Source organism: Corallococcus sp. CA041A (genome assembly GCF_003612075.1).
Classification (GTDB): domain Bacteria; phylum Myxococcota; class Myxococcia; order Myxococcales; family Myxococcaceae; genus Corallococcus; species Corallococcus exiguus.
This window is the reverse complement of the sequence record NZ_RAWF01000243.1, coordinates 1-15,217: the sequence shown is the minus strand read 5'-3', so window position 1 is coordinate 15,217 and position 15,217 is coordinate 1. Positions and strand designations below refer to the sequence as shown.

The window sequence follows — 15,217 nt, the reverse complement described above, 5'->3', positions numbered from 1 at the left end:
GGAGCTGGACGAGCTCCAGGAGCGCCTGAAGAAGGCCGCCCTGCCCCCCGAGGTGGAGAAGGTCGCACAGAAGGAGCTCAACCGCCTGAAGACGATTCCGGCGGCCTCCAGCGAGTACACCGTCGCGGGCACCGTCCAGCTGGCCCCGGGTCGCGAAGCCGCGCGCCCCACCGAAGAGGACCTGTCCCCCGAGGGCATCGCCCGTTCGGTGATCCACAACGAGGCGCGCTTCCTCTTCCAGAGCCTGCTGACGGGGGATGTGCGCAACGCGTCCACGGAGCTGATCTTCCCGTTCCAGTTGGAGGACAAGCGCTTCAACACGCCCGACGAGCTGGTGCAGGCATGGGTGAAGCAGCTGCGCTCGCGCCGCACGGACCTGGTCACCCTCTACGACATCGAAGTGCTGCCCATCGCGGAGATGGAGAAGAAGTACGGCAAGCCACCCGCGCGCCTGGGCCTGGATCCGCGCGCGCTCAAGGACACCTGGGCCGCGGTGGGCAACCTCTCCGGCCACGCGGCCATCTTCCTCTTCCGCGGCAGCCCGGACCTGAGCTGGCACGCCTTCGCGTACACGGACTGAAGACGACAAGGAGCGCCCGGCGTTACTCCCGGGCGCCCCGCTGCTTTCGTCAAGGCGCCGGCTGCAGGGTGATGCTCACGGGATCCGGGTCCTGGACCACGATCAGGATTTCGGACGCGGTCTTGAAGCCATCGCGCTCGGCTTCAATCATGGCGACTCGAAGGTGAACTTGCCCTGCGCGTCGGAGATGACCGTCTTGTCGGTCTCCATGAGGGTGACTTCGAAGTCCTTGAGCGGTTCGCCCTGCTCCGTCAACACGACGCCCGTCACCCGCCCGGGCCGGGGCTCCTGGTCAGCCGGATCCTTGGAGGACCCGGCGTCGGGATCGCACGCGGACAACACAACGGCCATCAGGAGCGCGCAGAGCACGCTGCTTCGAGTCTTCAGGGTCATCATGGGTGGGTTCTTCAGGAAAAGCGCGCTCCGGCCGGCGCGATGCCTTCCGCACCTGGCCCGCGTGGGGGCTCGTCGGTGCGTCCGGTGGCTTTCCAGACGACGAAGCGGCCTGGGAATTCACTGTCCCAGACCGCCTCTTCACCTCAACCCAGCGCCGCGACAAAGTCCCGCAGGCGCGTCAGGCCCTTCTGCAGCACCTCGCGCGAGGTGACGAAGCTCATGCGGATGTAGCCCGGCGCGCCGAACGGGTCTCCCGGCACCGCCGCCACGAGGAAGTCGTTGAGCAGCGCCTCGGAGAGCTGGAGCGAGTCCGTCAGCGGCTTGCCCTTGTACGTCTTGCCCAGCAGGCCCCGCACGTCCGCCATCGCGTAGAAGGCGCCTTCCGGCAGCCGGCAGCGGATGCCGGGGATGGCGTTGAGTCCCGCGACGAACAAGTCCCGGCGCTCGCGGTACTCGTTCACCATGGCGGTGATGGTGTCCGTGGGGCCGTTGAGCGCCGCCAGCGCCGCCTTCTGCGTGATGGAGGACGCGTTGGAGGTGGACTGGTCCTGCACCAGCTGCATGCCGGTGATGAGCGCCTTGGGGCCCGCCGCGTAGCCCAGCCGCCAACCCGTCATCGCGTGGGACTTGGACAGGCCGTTGGACAGCAGCAGCCGGGGCACCAGGTCCGGCGCCACGTTGCCCAGGTTGAGGAACGGCTCCCCCGTGTAGAGGAGCTTCTCGTACATGTCGTCGGTGACGATGATGCAGTCATGGCCGCGCACCGCGTCGGCGATGCCCTCCAGCGTGGCGCGCGAGTACACCGCGCCCGTGGGGTTGGCCGGGCTGTTGAGCACGATGGCGCGCGTGCGCGGGGTGAGCGCCTTCTTGATGGCGGCGGGGTCCGGCGCGTAGCCGTCCTCCTCGCGCGTGGGGACGATGACCGGCGTGCCGCCCGCCAGGTGCACCATGTCCGGGTAGCTCACCCAGTACGGCGCGAAGATGATGACCTCGTCGCCTTCGTCCAGCAGCGCCTGGAAGCAGTTGTAGAGCGACTGCTTGCCGCCCGCCGTCACCACCACCTGATCCACCGCGTACTTCAGGCCGTTGTCCTTCTCCAGCTTGCGGCAGACGGCCTCGCGCAGCTCCGGCATGCCCGCGGTGGCGGTGTACTTGGTGAAGCCCGTGCGGAGCGCGTCGATGGCCGCCTGCTTCACGAACTCCGGCGTGTCGAAGTCCGGCTCACCGGCGGCGAGCACCACCACGTCCTTCCCACTCGCCGCGAGCGCCTTGGCGCGGGCGTTGAGGGCCAGGGTGGCGGAGGGCTTGATGGCTTGCAGCCGGCGGGCGAGTTTCATGCGTCCTGCCTAGCGCGGAACGTCCGAAGCGGACAAGCCTCCCGGACGTCCTGCGTCGCCCGCCTGCCGCTACGGTTTCGGGCCGAACTTCTTCTTCAGCCCCGCGTTGACGTTCGGGGGGACGAGCCCATCCACGTTCCCCCCGAAGGTCGCGACCTCCCGGACCAGCTGCGAGGAGATGTAGAAGTAGTCCTCACCCGTCATCATGAAGACGGTGTCGATGTCCGGCGCCAGCTTGCGGTTCATGTTCGCCAGCTGGAACTCGTATTCGAAGTCCGACACCGCGCGCAGCCCGCGGATGACGACGCTCACGTTGCGCTGGTGCACGTAGTCCACCAGCAGGCCGTGGAAGGCGTCCACCTCCACGCGGGGGTCGTTCACCGCTTCACGGATGAGCTCGATGCGCTCCTCCTGGCTGAAGAGGGGCGTCTTCTTCGGGTTCACCGCGATGGCGACGATGAGCCGGTCGAACATCTTCAGGCTGCGCTGGATGAGGCTCAGGTGCCCGTTGGTGGGCGGATCGAACGAACCAGGATAGATGGCGACCGGCATGGGTGCGTTGAAGTCTCGGCGGGCCCACGGGGCCGGTCAAGCGCACGTCACGGGGCCCGGTAGAAGCTCACCAGGGTGTCCCCGAAGCGGCGCTGGTCCTCCAGGGCGAGCCCCGAGTGGGCCTCCGGGGCCGCTTCCCGCTTGTCGTGCTCCACCATCACCGTGCCGCCCGGCGTCACCACGCCCGCGGCCACCACCGCCTCCAGCACCGTCTCCACCACGCGCGCCGCGTAGGGTGGATCCGCGAAGACGAGGTCGAACTTCGCCCCCTGCTTGCCCAGCGTCCCCAGCGCGCGGACCACGGGCTGCGCCAGGATGGACACCTGGGCGCTGAAGCCCAGCGCGTCGGTGTTCTTCCGGCACAGGTCCAGGGCCTCGCGGTCCTGGTCCACCAGCACCAGCCTCCCAGCGCCCCGCGACAGGGCCTCCAGCCCCAGGGCGCCGGTCCCCGCGTACAGGTCCAGCACGGCCTGGCCGTCCAGGAACTGGCCCAGCATGTTGAAGATGGTTTCCCGGACCCGGTCCGCCGTGGGGCGGATGTGTCCGGACGACGGCTTGGGCCCCGTCAGGGCCCGACCCTTCGCGCTGCCTGCAACGATGCGCATGCGCGCCCTTCTAGCCCAGGTCCCCGCCCGGCTTCGCGAGGAACGCCATGGCCACCGAAGCGGACCGGTGCGCCCCCAACGCCACCAGCGCCTCCGTGGCCTCCGCGAAGGACAGCGCCTCCAGCGTCTCCCGGGCCGAGGGCGTCAGGGGAGGCAGCCCCTCCTCCAGCACGGAGAGCAGCTCCCCGGCCGGCATGCCCGCCGCCTGGGCCCGCGCCACCACCGCCTCGCGGACCTCTGGAGGCCAGGCGCGCAGGGCCAGCGGACCGAAGGGCCCTCCCTGGTCCACCTTGCGCACACCCACGGCCACGTAGCTGGACAGCCCCCGCGCGGGCCCCGTGGAGGCCTCCGCCACCGACACCGACACGCCCTTCCCCGCGGCCGTCTCCACCACCTGCCGCAGCAGCTCCACGTCCAGCTCGCCCTCTCCCAGCTGGGCGTCCGACACGCGCAGGAAGCGCAGCGGGACCTGCCACTGCGCCAGCCCCTCCAGCAGCGTCGCGCACGCGTCCACCAGCCCGCCGGAGGACAGCTGGGGCGGGGACACCTCCAGCGACAGCTCGCGCTCCTTGAGCGGGCCCACCAGCGCGTTCACCGCCTCCACGGCCTCGTAGGAGGTGAGGCGCGACAGGTCCAGCGACACCAGCGCGAAGCCCGCGTCCACCACGCGGAAGATGCCGTCCTGGAGCGCGTCCAGCACGTCCGCGTCCGTGGAAGTGACTCGGAGGGGACCGGCCTGGAGGAACAGGGGCCGGGTGTGCTCGGCCTCCTGTGCCGCCGCGTGCACCGCCCTCACGAAGCGCTCCGGCGCGCCCCGGTCCGCCAGGGGGTGCGGGCAGGAGAGGCCCAGCACCGAGTCCTCCGCGCGGGCCGCGCCCAACAGGCCCGGCAGCGCGCCCTTGGACAGCACCGGCAGGCACGGCAGCGCCATGGGCGTGGATTCCAGCGCCGCAAGCAACTCTCGTGGATCCAACAGGGGCACCCGGGAGCCCGGGCCCACCCGCGCCACCACGTTGCCCGGCCGCAGCGACAACACCTTGTCCAGCACGCTCATAGAGGCCCGCGAGGATTCCCTCCCCGCGCGCCTTTCGCAAGCGTGAGTCAGTGCACCTCGCCCAGGTGGGCGTAGGACTGGCTCTCAATCTGGATGGTCGTGTGGTCGATGCCGAAGCGGTCGAAGAGGTCGTGCTTCACCGCGGACAGGATGTCGTCGTTGTTGCAGACCATGGGGTCCGCCACCACCAGGTGCGCGGACAGCGCGTACATCCCGCTGGAGATGGTCCACACGTGCAGGTCGTGCACCGCCTGCACGCCCGGCACCTTTCCCATGAGGTCGCGCACCTGCTCCAGGTCCACGTGCGCGGGCACCGCCTCCAGGAGCACGTCCACCGCGTCCTTCACCAGCCGCAGCGCGCCCACGACGATGATCATCGAAATCAGCACGGAGATGATGGGGTCCACCACGTACCAGCCGGTCCACCACATCACGCCCGCGCCAATCAGCACGCCCACCGAGGACAGCGTGTCCCCCAGCACGTGCAGGAACGCGCCGCGCACGTTCATGGAGTGCGTCTGGTGCAGGAAGCCCAGCGCCGCCAGGTTCGCCACCAGGCCGATGCCCGCCACCAGCGCCATGGGCCCCAACTCCACCGGAGCGGGCGTGCGCATGCGCTGCCAGGCCTCCATCAGGATGAAGATGGTGATGACCAGCAGCAGCACCCCGTTGAGGAGCGCGCTCAAGATCTCCATCCGGTAGTAGCCGTAGGTCTTCTTCAGGTCCGCGGGCCGCCCGGCGAACCAGAGCGCCAGCAGGCTCAGGACCATGGCCGACACGTCCGTCAGCATGTGCCCGGCGTCGGAGAGCAGCGCCAGCGAGTTGGTGAGGAAGCCGCCCACCGCCTCCGCCACCATGATGGTCGCCGTCAGCCCCAGCGCGAACAGCAGCCGCCGCCGGTCCTTGCGCCGCTCCTCCGCCAGCCCGCCCTTGCGGGGACCGTGCGAATGGCCGTGCGAATGCCCATGATGCGAGTGGTCATGGTCGTGGTCGTGCGAATGACCGTGCCCGGCCCTGCCGTGTGTATGTGGGGGTGCGCTCACAGGGAACCAGGGTACGCCAACAGCGCCTTCATTCGGACAGGTGCCGCTGGATTGATTTCGGACAACCCCGTAGATCCGTTGTCCTGATCCGCAACAGGCCGAGGGACGCGGGGATGGACTTCGAGAAGCATCAGAATCTGCACACCATTGTCATGTTGAGGGATGTCATCCGCAAGTGGTGGCAGGTGGAGCTTTCGTTCGCGGATCGCAACGGCCTGGTGCACGACTGGCAGCGCGGGGATTTCATCCCGCCGCCCAACGACTTCTGCCGCCACTCGCTGGGGGCGCGGGAGGGGATGCGGCGGTGTGCCCAGTCGGTGCGGGTGCTGCATGAGAAGTTCAAGGCCGCCAAGAACCTGCGCCGCTCGCTCTTCCACGACTGCCACCTGCGCCTGTCCATCGTGGGCGCGCCGCTCTACATCCGCAACGAGTACGAGGGCTTCCTCTTCGTGGAGGGCTTCGCCCGGCAGCCGCTCATGCCCGGAGACGGACAGGTGCTCCTGGGCAAGATGCGCGACATCGCGCCCGGGGCCATGCTGGAGCTGGAGGGCGCGGCGGAGCGCGTGCCGGTGCTGGACGGCTCGGAGCTGAGCAAGCTGTCGGACCTCTTGGAGTTCGCGGTCACGGAGATCGCCAACCAGGAGGTGGAGCTCACGCGCAAGGAGGAGACCATCCAGTCCATGGCCTCCGAGCTGTCCAACCGCTACCGCTTCGAGAAGATCATCGGCCGCTCCGGGGCCATGAACGAAGTGTTCCGCCTGATGGAGAAGGTGGCCCACTCCGACTCCACCGTCCTCATCAACGGCGAGTCCGGCACGGGCAAGGAGCTGGTGGCGCGCGCCATCCACCACAACGGCCCGCGCAAGGACAAGCCGTTCGTCGTGCAGAACTGCTCCGCCTTCAACGACAACCTGCTGGAGAGCGCCCTCTTCGGTCACACCCGGGGCTCCTTCACCGGCGCGCTCAAGGACAAGAAGGGCCTCTTCGAGGTCGCGGACCAGGGCACCTTCTTCCTGGACGAGGTGGGCGACATGTCCCCCGCCCTCCAGGTGAAGCTCCTGCGAGTCCTCCAGGAAGGCACCTTCCTGCCCGTGGGCGGCACCCATTCCCGCGAGGTCGACGTGCGCGTCATCGCCGCCACCCACAAGGACCTGGGCGAGATGGTGAAGCGCGGCGAGTTCCGCGAGGACCTCTTCTACCGCATCAACGTCATCCGCCTGCAGCTGCCGCCCCTGCGCGAGCGCAAGGACGACCTGCCCGTCCTCATCGACCACTTCCTGCGCAAGCACCACCGCGAGGGCCAGCGCGCGCGGGGCCTGGCGCCGGAGGCCCTGGGCATCCTGGGCGCGTACGCGTGGCCAGGGAACATCCGCGAGCTGGAGAACGAAATCGAACGGCTGCTGGTGCTGGGAGGCGAGCTGGAGGTCATCCCCGCGGACCTGCTCTCCAGCCGCATCCGAGACGCCGTCGTCCCCGGCGGCGGGCCCTTCATCGCCCCGCGCGCGCACGGCAAGCTGCACGAGGCGGTGGAGTCCCTGGAGAAGGAGATGATCCACCAGGGCCTGGTGCGCACCCGCTACAACAAGAGCCGGCTGTCGCGCGAGCTGGGCATCAGCCGCTCCAACCTGCTCTTGAAAATCTCCCGCTACGGGCTGGACAAGGGCATCCCCGAGGGGCTGGACACGGAAGAGGTGGAGGCGTGAGCGCACCCCACGGACAGGCGGTCTCCTTCCGGCAGGACTCGCTGCGGGTGCCGGACGGCGCGGACCTCTACTACCAGGTGCGGGGGGACGGGGCCCCGGGCATGGTCCTGTGCGACGGCCTGGGCTGTGACGGCTTCGCCTGGAAGTACCTCCTGCCCTACCTGGGCCGGCGCCACCGCGTGCTGCGCTGGCACTACCGGGGCCACGGCAAGAGCACCGTCCCCACGGACCGCACACGCATCGGCATGGCGTACACCTGCGACGACCTGGCGCGGGTGATGGACGCGGCGGGCATGGACAAGGCCGTCCTCTTCGGCCACTCCATGGGCGTGCAGGTGGCGCTGGAGTTCCACCGCCGCTACGCCCGGCGCGTGGAGGGGCTGGTGCTGGTGTGCGGCAGCTACGGCCTGCCGCTGGACACCTTCCATGACTCCACGATGCTCAAGCGCCTCTTCCCCACCTTGAGGGCCGCGGTGGAGCGCTTCCCCCGGCACACCGCGCGCATCGTGCACGGGGCGCTCACCACGGAATTGGTGGTGCAACTGGCCATCCGCCTGGAGATGAACCCGGACCTCATCGCCCGCAACGACCTGGCCCCCTACTTCACGCATCTGGCACGCATGGACCCCGTCGTCTTCGTGCGAACCCTGGATTCTCTGGCGAACCACACCGCCGAGGACCACCTGGACCACGTGGACGTGCCCACCCTGGTGGTCGCCGGGGAGAAGGACCGCTTCACCCCCGGCTGGCTGTCCCGGAAGATGGCCCAGCGCATCCCCTCCTCTGAGCTCCTGATGATTTCCGAGGGCACCCATACCGCCCCACTGGAAGTTCCAGGCCTGGTGGAGCTGCGGGTGGAGCACTTCCTGAGGGAGCGGCTGGGAGTGGAGACCGCGGAAATTCCGCCAAAGGTGGGATAAGCGCCTAGCAGGCAGGGGGGCTGATTGTTTGCCTGCTGGACACCCGCCTTCATTGCAGGTGGGAAGCCCCCGGCATATAAGCCCCCGCCTTCCGGGTTCCGGTGGGATTGAGAAACCCCGTTCTGGGCGTCTCTCCTCGCACCTTCATTTCCGTTAGTTGGTCCTGATGATCTCTCGCGAAAACATTCGCAACGTCGCCATTGTCGCCCACGTCGACCACGGCAAGACCACCCTCGTCGACCACCTGCTCCGGCAGGCGGGGACCTTCCGCTCCAATGAGCACGTGGCCGAGCGGGTCATGGACTCGAACGACCTCGAGCGCGAGAAGGGCATCACCATCCTCGCGAAGAACACTGCCGTCTCCTACAAGGGGATGCAGATCAACATCATCGACACGCCGGGCCACGCCGACTTCGGTGGCGAGGTGGAGCGCGGTCTGCGCCTGGTCGATGGCGTCATCCTGCTGGTGGACGCCGCCGAAGGTCCCCTGCCCCAGACGCGCTTCGTGCTCACCAAGGCGCTGGCCATGGGCCTGAAGACCGTGCTGGTCATCAACAAGATCGACCGTCAGGACGCCCGGGCCAAGGAAGTGCTGGACCTGGTGTACTCGCTCTACATCGACCTGGGCGCGAACGAAGAGCAGCTGGAGATGCCCGTCCTCTACACCGTCGCGCGCCAGGGTCAGGCCTCCACGTCGCTGGACGTGCCGGGCAAGACGCTGGAGCCGCTGTACGACGCCATCATCAAGCACATCCCGCCCCCGCCCCCGCCCCCGGTGGAGCAGACGACGCTGCAGCTGCTCGTCGCCAACCTGGACTACGACGACTACGTCGGCCGTCTGGCGGTGGGTCGCGTGCAGGCGGGCCGCATCACCCCGAACATGCCCGTGTCCGTCGTCCGCGAGGGCGGCAAGGTGCAGCAGGGCAAGATCGTCAAGCTGTTCGGCTTCTCCGGCCTGAAGCGCCAGGAGATCCCGGACGCGGGCCCGGGTGAGATCGTCTCCATCGCGGGCATCGAGGAAATCAGCATCGGCGACACCATCGCGGACTTCGAGAAGCCCGTGGCGCTGCCGCGCATCACCGTGGACGAGCCCACGATGATGATGATCTTCAAGGTCAACGACGGGCCGCTGGCGGGCAAGGAGGGCAAGTACGTCACCTCCCGCAACCTGCGCGAGCGCCTGTACCGCGAGGCCTACCGCAACGTGGCCGTGCGCGTGGAGGACACCGCGACGCCGGACGCGTTCCGCGTGGTGGGCCGTGGCGAACTGGCGCTGGCGGTCATCATCGAGAACATGCGCCGCGAGGGCTACGAGCTCACGGCCTCCAACCCGGAGCCCATCACCAAGACGGTGGACGGCCAGCTCCACGAGCCCATGGAGCTGCTCTTCGCCGACGTGCCGGAGAACAGCGTGGGCGTGGTGACGGAGCGCCTGGGGCCCCGCAAGGGCCGCATGACGGACATGCAGCAGCTGGGCTCGGGCCGCACCCGCCTCCAGTTCCGCATCCCCGCGCGCGGCCTCATCGGGTTCCGCTCGGAGTTCCTCACCATCACGCGCGGTGAGGGCATCATGAGCAGCCAGTTCGACGGCTTCGAGCCGTGGTTCGGCTACATCCCGAAGCGCGCCAACGGCGCCATGGTCTCCGACCGCCTGGGCGACACGGTCCCGTACGCGCTGTTCAGCATCCAGGAGCGCGGCCAGCTCTTCATCGGCGCGGGCACCACCGTGTACGAGGGGATGATCATCGGCGAGAACGCGCACCCGTCCGAGCTCAACGTCAACTGCTGCCGCGAGAAGAAGCTCACCAACATCCGCGCCGCCGGCCGCGACGAGAACGTCATCCTCGTCCCGCCGCGCGAGATGGGGCTGGAGAAGGCCCTGGAGTGGATCGCCGACGACGAGCTCGTCGAGGTGACGCCCAAGTCCATCCGCATGCGCAAGAAGGCGCTGGCCGTGGGCGAGCGCTACCGCGCCGAGCGCGAGCGCAAGCGCGAAGAGCGCGCCGACGCGGAGTAGTCCTTCCGCGGAAGCGCCTGAAGCTTCCAGGGGCCGTCACCTGCGCACACGCGGGTGGCGGCCCCTTCTTCGTTCCGGCGTCAGAAGCCGAAGCGGACGAGCCGCGCGCGGTACGGCGTGGAGTTGCTCCGGTTCCCCTGGTCGTCCCAGCCCTTGAACTCCACGTCGTCCAAAAGCCGCTCCGTCTGGCCATTGACGGTGACGGCGTTGATCAACGGAATGCTGATGGAGCCCACGTTGCGACCCGCGAGCTGGTTGCCGGGATCCAACGGCTCCTGCCGACCCTGGGAGCAGCTGTCGGTGAAGTAGCAGCCCCGGGCACAGGTGGCCTTCGAGTTGTAGGAGCCATGCTTGTTCCCGGCCACGTAGATGCGCGGCGCGCCCCGGTACGCCCCCGCGTACTCGAGCTGCGCGTAGCCGTACCAACCCGACGAATCGCAAGCCGTCTCCAGGTGCGCGGCCAGGAAGGCCTGGTCCAGGTACCAGCGGCCGTCGGCGTAGTGCACGTCCAGCACCTGGAACTCGGAGTCCCCGTCGTGGGCGAAGACGTTGAAGATGCCCAGGCTGGGGATGCCGTGGTCCTCGTAGTACGCGGCCAGGTAGAAGATGCGCAGCGTGCGCAGGGCGGAGTTCAACGGCCGCGCCGCGAAGTACGGCCGGCGCGCCACGCCCTTCTCCCCCTGGGCAATCCACAGCGTGGGCATGAAGGCCGCGGCCACCTGGAGCTCGCAGCTGTCGCTCACGCCGTCGTGGTCCGCGTCCGGCGACTGGCCCCAGCACTCCTCCGCGGACGGCAGGTTCGGGATGCCCTGCGCGAGCGCGGGGACGGACAGCAACGACAGCACCAGCACCCACACACGCGCATGGGAACGGAGAACGGGGGTCATGTGATTACCTGGAAAGAACCGCGAGGGTGACTTTCAGGGTGAGCACACGAGCGACGGAGCTGAATCCGCCCGCCGGGCCGGGGCACCTGTCCGGCGTCAGTCGAAGCGGTAGTAGAAGCGCGCCAGGACACGGACGTCCTGGAGGAGGCGGCAAGGCGGGTGGAGTCGAACGCGGGCAAGCCTCGGGGCCTGCTGTATCCCCGCCCGGATCCCCGGCACTTCGAGCACGTCCGCGTCCTGCCCGCGGAGGACCTGCGCCCGTGGGTCGAACACTTCTGGGCCGTGCGATGGGACCTGCGCGGACAGCCGCCCTACCTCCAGCAGAGCCTCAGCCACCCCTCCGTGCACTGGGCCTTCCAGGACGGCACGTCGCGCGTGGGTGGCCCGCACCCGGGCCGCTTCTCCATCACGCTGGAGGGGCTGGGCGGCGTGTTCAGCATCAAGTTCCGGCCCGGTGGCTTCTTCCCCTTCGTGGGGACGCCCGTGTCCGCCCTCACGCGACGAACCGCTTCACCCGGTGCGTTGCTGGGCCCGGAGGCGCTGGAGCTGGAGGCGGCCATCCTCGCCACCGACGTCGCGCGAGACGCGGACCACGAGCGCATCGCCCTGGCGGAGGCCTTCCTGCGGGCCCGCATGCCCGCGCCGGATCCGAACGTGGCGCTCGTGCAGGGGCTCGTCACGCGCATCCTGGAGGACCGCGCGGTGACGAAGGTGGAGGACCTGCTCACGCCCGGAGGCCCGGGCCTGCGCACGCTGCAGCGGCTGTTCAACCGCTACGTGGGCGTGAATCCCAAGTGGGTCATCCAGCGCTACCGCCTGCATGAAGCCGCGGAGCGGCTGCGCGAAACGCCACCTCCGGAGCTGGCTCGGCTGGCGCTGGAGCTGGGCTACTTCGATCAGGCCCACTTCATCCGCGACTTCCGGCGCATCGTGGGCTGCACACCCGCCGGATACGCCCGGCAAGTGGCGCGCTAGAACGTGTACTTCACGCGCGGGAACACCGCGAACGTCATGATGTTGGGCCCGAAGATGTAGCGCCCGAGCAGATCCGCGCCCACGGAGAAGTGGTCGAAGGACGTGGCGTACTCCACGCCCACGCCCAGGCCCGCGTTGAAGGCGTTGATGGAGCGGCCCGGGTCGCCCTGGTCCGGATCCACCGGCGTCGGGTCCAACCGCGTGTAGCCCGCCGCCACCTTGGGCGTCAGGTAGAAGCGGTTGGCCAGCCGCACGTGGTACGCGGCCGTCAGGTCGCCGAAGGCCACGGTGAAGTTGTCGGACAGGGCGCAGACGTTGGAGTCCGGCAGGTAGCCCGCGAAGCAGTTCTGCGCGGAGGAGCCCAGCGCGAAGTGGGCGCCCAACGACAGCCGCTCCGTCAAGTCATAGCCAATGCCCAACTGCACGTACGACTGCGCGTTGGAGTAGCTGTTCTCGCCGCCCACCGTGAAGAACACCCCGACGTCGGTCTCGGTGAAGAACCCCCGGCGCGGCTCGAACGGCACGCCCTCCGGCGGCGTGGCCCCCAGGGCCGGCGTCGCCAGCGCGAGCGCGGCCAACAGCAGCGACTTCCTCACGACTCCTCCCGTCACGTTGTCCTCCTGCTCCCTCGCACGCCTGGCAGCAGTGGCACGGACAGTAGTGACGCCCGGCACGAAACGGCAGCGGGGAAAAACGAAAATGGCGTGGACCGTTTCGTCCACGCCATTTCGGTCTTCCAGTCTACGAAGTGCGCCCCGGACTACTCAGCGGCGTCCGCACCCGAGGGCGAGAACAGCCAGGGGTACGTCACGTTCACCACGCCGCCGCCCTTGGGCTCTGGGAACTTCCAGCGGCGGATGCGGGAGATCATGCACTGCTCCGCGGGAGAGCTGCCCAGCGTGGACTCGGACACGCTGGCGTCCGCCACCGCGCCCGCCGGGTCGATGGTGAAGGCCACCGCGACCTTGCCGGCCAGCGACGGGTTCTTGTTCAGCTCCGACTCGTAGCAGTACTTGATCTCATTCTGGTGCCGCCGGATGACCTTGGCGATGACGTCCTTGTCCAGGCCGCCAATCACCGTCGTCTTGCCGGGGATGACCTTGGTGACGGACTTGCCACGGCCGCCCAGGTCGATGCCGCCGGATCCGCCCGTGCCCCGGCCGTTGCCCTGGGTGCCCAGGCCGCCGATGCCCAGCGCCGTGCCGCCACCGCCGTTGCCCGTGCCGCGCGAACCCATGCCGCCCACGCCGTGCGCGTCACCCATGGCCGCGCCGCCCTTGAGGCCGCCCAGCGAGTTGTTGATGCCCGTGCCAATGCCGCCCGGACCGAACACGTCGGAAGCGCCACCCTTCATGCCCTTGAGCGCGCCGAGGAGGCCCACCTTGCCCACCACCTGGCGGTCCTTCTCCTTCTTGGACTTGTCCACCACCTGGGTGCCCGGCTTGGAGGGCGCGGCCTCTTCCTGCTTCGCCTCCTCCTTGCCGAACTTGCCCTCTTCGTCCTTGGCCTTGGCCCCCTCCTCCACGCCGGAGAGCTGGAGCTTCTTCGCCTCCACCTTCTTCTCCGGGGTGATGAGGAACTTGGCCACGCGCTGCTGGGACTCGAAGACGTCGTCCGCGGACTTCGTCTCCGTGTGCGGCGTCAGCAGCATGGCGGTGACGAACGCCGCCGCCGCGAGGATGCAGATGGCGGCGATCTTGAAGAAGCCGAAGTCGCGGTCCGAAAGCGACGTCGCCAGGATGGCCGGCGACGGCTTCACGTAGCGCATCACGAACGCCACCGTGCCCAGCGACACCTCCGCACGGTCATGCAGGCCCAGGGTGAAGAGCTGCTCCTGCTCCGACGCGGCGTTGTTGAGCTGGCCCGCGGCGCGCAGCGCGTCCTTCGTGCGGACATCGCCGTTGTTGGTGACGAAGACGCCAGAGCCCGCCGGAGCGCGCAGCTCCAGCTTGTCGCCCTTGCTCACCGCGAGCACGTGGCGCTTGCCCACCTGCGGAGAGAAGACGGTGAAGGTGTTCTTCGCGCCCTCGCCAATGGTGACCGGCGCGCCGTCCTTGAAGTGCTGGACCTCCAGCATCTGGTCGCCCCAGAGCATGGACACCTGGAGCACCTTCGCGTCCGGCGTGGGCTGCGCGTCCCGGGGCAGCGGCTCCTGCAGGTGCGGTGGAGGCTGCGGCTTGCGGGCCGCGGCCACCTGGGGAGGCGTGGCCTTGCGCGCCGCCACCGGAGGCGGCGGAGGGGCGAACACCGGGGTGGACGTCACGTTCTGGGACACCTGCGTGCCCAGCGCGCCCGCCGGAGCGGAGCGCGGCGTGCTCACCGTGCCCACCACGTTCGTGGGCGCCGCGTTCATCGCGGGCCGCTGAGGCGGAGCCTGCCGCATGTTGGGAGGCACCGGAGCCGAGTGGGCCACCGGAGGCGCCACCGGAGCCGCCGGGGGCATCACCGGGCGCTGCTGGAACACGCCGGGCTGCGCCACCGCCGCCGCCGGAGCCACCGGCCGGGGCACCTCACCGAAGAGCACCTCCACCCTGGATGTGCCCACCGTGAGCACGTCCCCGGGCTTGAGCGCCGTGGGGATGATGAGCTTCTGCCCGGACACCTGGGTGCCGCCTTCACTGCCCAGGTCGATGGCCGTCACGGAGCCATCGTTGTCCACCTTCAGCATCACGTGGAGGTTGGACACGCGCGGATCCTGAATCTTCACCGCCGCCTGGGCGCCCGACCCCACGATGACACTCTCCGCCTCCGAAACCGTCTCCTGGATGGAGCCGTCCGGGGTGGTGATCCGAAGCGTCAAACCGTTTTTTCTCGCCGCCGCCATGAAGTTCTTCCTTCTTCCCTTCCCGTCCCGAAAACGTTCAACGCCACCTGTGTCGTCTAGAGATTGTCCGCCGACTTCTGAAGCTCCGGGTCGAAGTTCTCCCGGACCTTGATGAGGCTTTGGAAATCCGTCTTCTTGCGGTTGAGGACGTAGGAGCCCTCCGGCTTGGTGAGCTCGCCCTCCACCGCCACATCCGTGAAATCAATCACCGTCTTCTTGCGGTACACGGTGCGATCCTCCTCCTGGATGATCTTCACCGAGTCCTTGCTGTCCCTATCTCTTATACACATCTGACGCTGCCGACGATCTTACGCGTGTGGTTCT

At 68.7% G+C, this 15,217-nt stretch carries 15 protein-coding genes; 5 read left to right on the top strand and 10 right to left on the bottom strand.

Annotation, left to right across the window (positions count from 1 at the left end):
- On the top strand, nt 1-580 hold a 580-nt coding region (locus tag D7V77_RS32620), incomplete at its 5' end, for a hypothetical protein (RefSeq protein WP_233597373.1).
- Nucleotides 581-727: 147 nt separating this feature from the next.
- On the opposite strand, the gene D7V77_RS32615 is transcribed toward D7V77_RS32620, so the two are convergent.
- The 6 genes from D7V77_RS32615 to D7V77_RS32590 all read right to left on the bottom strand — a co-directional run bounded on the left by D7V77_RS32615 (nt 728) and on the right by D7V77_RS32590 (nt 5,567).
- Entirely contained in the window at nt 728-976 is a 249-nt protein-coding gene (locus D7V77_RS32615; protein ID WP_120580182.1) for a carboxypeptidase regulatory-like domain-containing protein, read from the bottom strand.
- Nucleotides 977-1,119: 143 nt separating this feature from the next.
- Nucleotides 1,120-2,313 carry a pyridoxal phosphate-dependent aminotransferase gene (locus D7V77_RS32610; protein ID WP_120580181.1) on the bottom strand — a complete coding sequence of 398 codons (1,194 nt, stop codon included), beginning with the start codon at nt 2,311-2,313 and terminating at the stop codon, nt 1,120-1,122.
- Between the two features lie 69 nt (nt 2,314-2,382).
- The gene (coaD, locus tag D7V77_RS32605; protein ID WP_120580180.1) at nt 2,383-2,865 is read right to left on the bottom strand and encodes a pantetheine-phosphate adenylyltransferase; all 483 of its coding nucleotides are present in this window, start codon (nt 2,863-2,865) and stop codon (nt 2,383-2,385) included.
- A gap of 47 nt (nt 2,866-2,912) precedes the next feature.
- Nucleotides 2,913-3,470: a 16S rRNA (guanine(966)-N(2))-methyltransferase RsmD gene (rsmD, locus tag D7V77_RS32600; RefSeq protein WP_120580179.1), complete on the bottom strand. Its 558-nt coding sequence runs from the start codon at nt 3,468-3,470 to the stop codon at nt 2,913-2,915.
- Between the two features lie 10 nt (nt 3,471-3,480).
- A complete protein-coding gene (locus D7V77_RS32595; RefSeq protein WP_120580178.1) occupies nt 3,481-4,524 on the bottom strand; it encodes a hypothetical protein in 1,044 nt (347 codons plus the stop codon).
- Nucleotides 4,525-4,571: 47 nt separating this feature from the next.
- On the bottom strand, nt 4,572-5,567 hold the full coding sequence (locus D7V77_RS32590) for a cation diffusion facilitator family transporter (protein WP_120580177.1): 996 nt from the start codon (nt 5,565-5,567) through the stop codon (nt 4,572-4,574).
- Between the two features lie 113 nt (nt 5,568-5,680).
- On the opposite strand from D7V77_RS32590, the gene D7V77_RS32585 reads away from it, so the two are divergent.
- The 3 genes from D7V77_RS32585 (at nt 5,681) to typA (ending at nt 10,207) form a co-directional block, all read left to right on the top strand.
- Nucleotides 5,681-7,270, top strand: a complete 1,590-nt coding sequence (locus D7V77_RS32585; protein WP_120580176.1) for a sigma 54-interacting transcriptional regulator — start codon at nt 5,681-5,683, stop codon at nt 7,268-7,270.
- Nucleotides 7,267-8,190, top strand: coding sequence for an alpha/beta fold hydrolase (locus D7V77_RS32580; RefSeq protein WP_120580175.1), 924 nt, complete (start codon nt 7,267-7,269; stop codon nt 8,188-8,190). Before D7V77_RS32585 ends, D7V77_RS32580 begins: the two co-directional genes overlap by 4 nt.
- Nucleotides 8,191-8,356: 166 nt before the next feature.
- Nucleotides 8,357-10,207 carry a translational GTPase TypA gene (gene typA / locus D7V77_RS32575; RefSeq protein ID WP_120580174.1) on the top strand — a complete coding sequence of 617 codons (1,851 nt, stop codon included), beginning with the start codon at nt 8,357-8,359 and terminating at the stop codon, nt 10,205-10,207.
- Between the two features lie 80 nt (nt 10,208-10,287).
- On the opposite strand, the gene D7V77_RS32570 is transcribed toward typA, so the two are convergent.
- Nucleotides 10,288-11,094, bottom strand: a complete 807-nt coding sequence (locus tag D7V77_RS32570; protein WP_120580173.1) for a hypothetical protein — start codon at nt 11,092-11,094, stop codon at nt 10,288-10,290.
- A 159-nt stretch (nt 11,095-11,253) separates the two neighbouring features.
- Here D7V77_RS32570 and D7V77_RS32565 point away from each other — a divergent pair, with 159 nt between their 5' ends.
- Nucleotides 11,254-12,069, top strand: a complete 816-nt coding sequence (locus D7V77_RS32565) for a helix-turn-helix domain-containing protein (RefSeq protein WP_120580172.1) — start codon at nt 11,254-11,256, stop codon at nt 12,067-12,069.
- Here D7V77_RS32565 and cglE read toward each other — a convergent pair.
- The 3 genes from cglE to D7V77_RS32550 all read right to left on the bottom strand — a co-directional run bounded on the left by cglE (nt 12,066) and on the right by D7V77_RS32550 (nt 15,150).
- Nucleotides 12,066-12,665 carry an adventurous gliding motility protein CglE gene (gene cglE, locus D7V77_RS32560; protein ID WP_120580183.1) on the bottom strand — a complete coding sequence of 200 codons (600 nt, stop codon included), beginning with the start codon at nt 12,663-12,665 and terminating at the stop codon, nt 12,066-12,068. The two genes, D7V77_RS32565 and cglE, sit on opposite strands and share 4 nt — an antisense overlap.
- 164 nt (nt 12,666-12,829) lie before the next feature.
- A complete protein-coding gene (locus D7V77_RS32555; RefSeq protein ID WP_120580171.1) occupies nt 12,830-14,893 on the bottom strand; it encodes a TonB family protein in 2,064 nt (687 codons plus the stop codon).
- A 56-nt stretch (nt 14,894-14,949) separates the two neighbouring features.
- Nucleotides 14,950-15,150 carry a hypothetical protein gene (locus D7V77_RS32550; protein WP_233597371.1) on the bottom strand — a complete coding sequence of 67 codons (201 nt, stop codon included), beginning with the start codon at nt 15,148-15,150 and terminating at the stop codon, nt 14,950-14,952.
- Nucleotides 15,151-15,217 lie beyond the last annotated feature (67 nt).

What these genes read in the sequence shown, in the direction of transcription:
- typA (WP_120580174.1), top strand. Translation starts at nt 8,357, where the DNA reads ATGATCTCTCGCGAAAACATTCGCAACGTCGCCATTGTCGCCCACGTC.
- rsmD (WP_120580179.1), bottom strand. Translation starts at nt 3,470, where the DNA reads ATGCGCATCGTTGCAGGCAGCGCGAAGGGTCGGGCCCTGACGGGGCCC.
- D7V77_RS32585 (WP_120580176.1), top strand. Translation starts at nt 5,681, where the DNA reads ATGGACTTCGAGAAGCATCAGAATCTGCACACCATTGTCATGTTGAGG.
- D7V77_RS32555 (WP_120580171.1), bottom strand. Translation starts at nt 14,893, where the DNA reads ATGGCGGCGGCGAGAAAAAACGGTTTGACGCTTCGGATCACCACCCCG.
- D7V77_RS32615 (WP_120580182.1), bottom strand. Translation starts at nt 976, where the DNA reads ATGATGACCCTGAAGACTCGAAGCAGCGTGCTCTGCGCGCTCCTGATG.
- D7V77_RS32595 (WP_120580178.1), bottom strand. Translation starts at nt 4,524, where the DNA reads ATGAGCGTGCTGGACAAGGTGTTGTCGCTGCGGCCGGGCAACGTGGTG.
- coaD (WP_120580180.1), bottom strand. Translation starts at nt 2,865, where the DNA reads ATGCCGGTCGCCATCTATCCTGGTTCGTTCGATCCGCCCACCAACGGG.
- D7V77_RS32570 (WP_120580173.1), bottom strand. Translation starts at nt 11,094, where the DNA reads ATGACCCCCGTTCTCCGTTCCCATGCGCGTGTGTGGGTGCTGGTGCTG.
- D7V77_RS32610 (WP_120580181.1), bottom strand. Translation starts at nt 2,313, where the DNA reads ATGAAACTCGCCCGCCGGCTGCAAGCCATCAAGCCCTCCGCCACCCTG.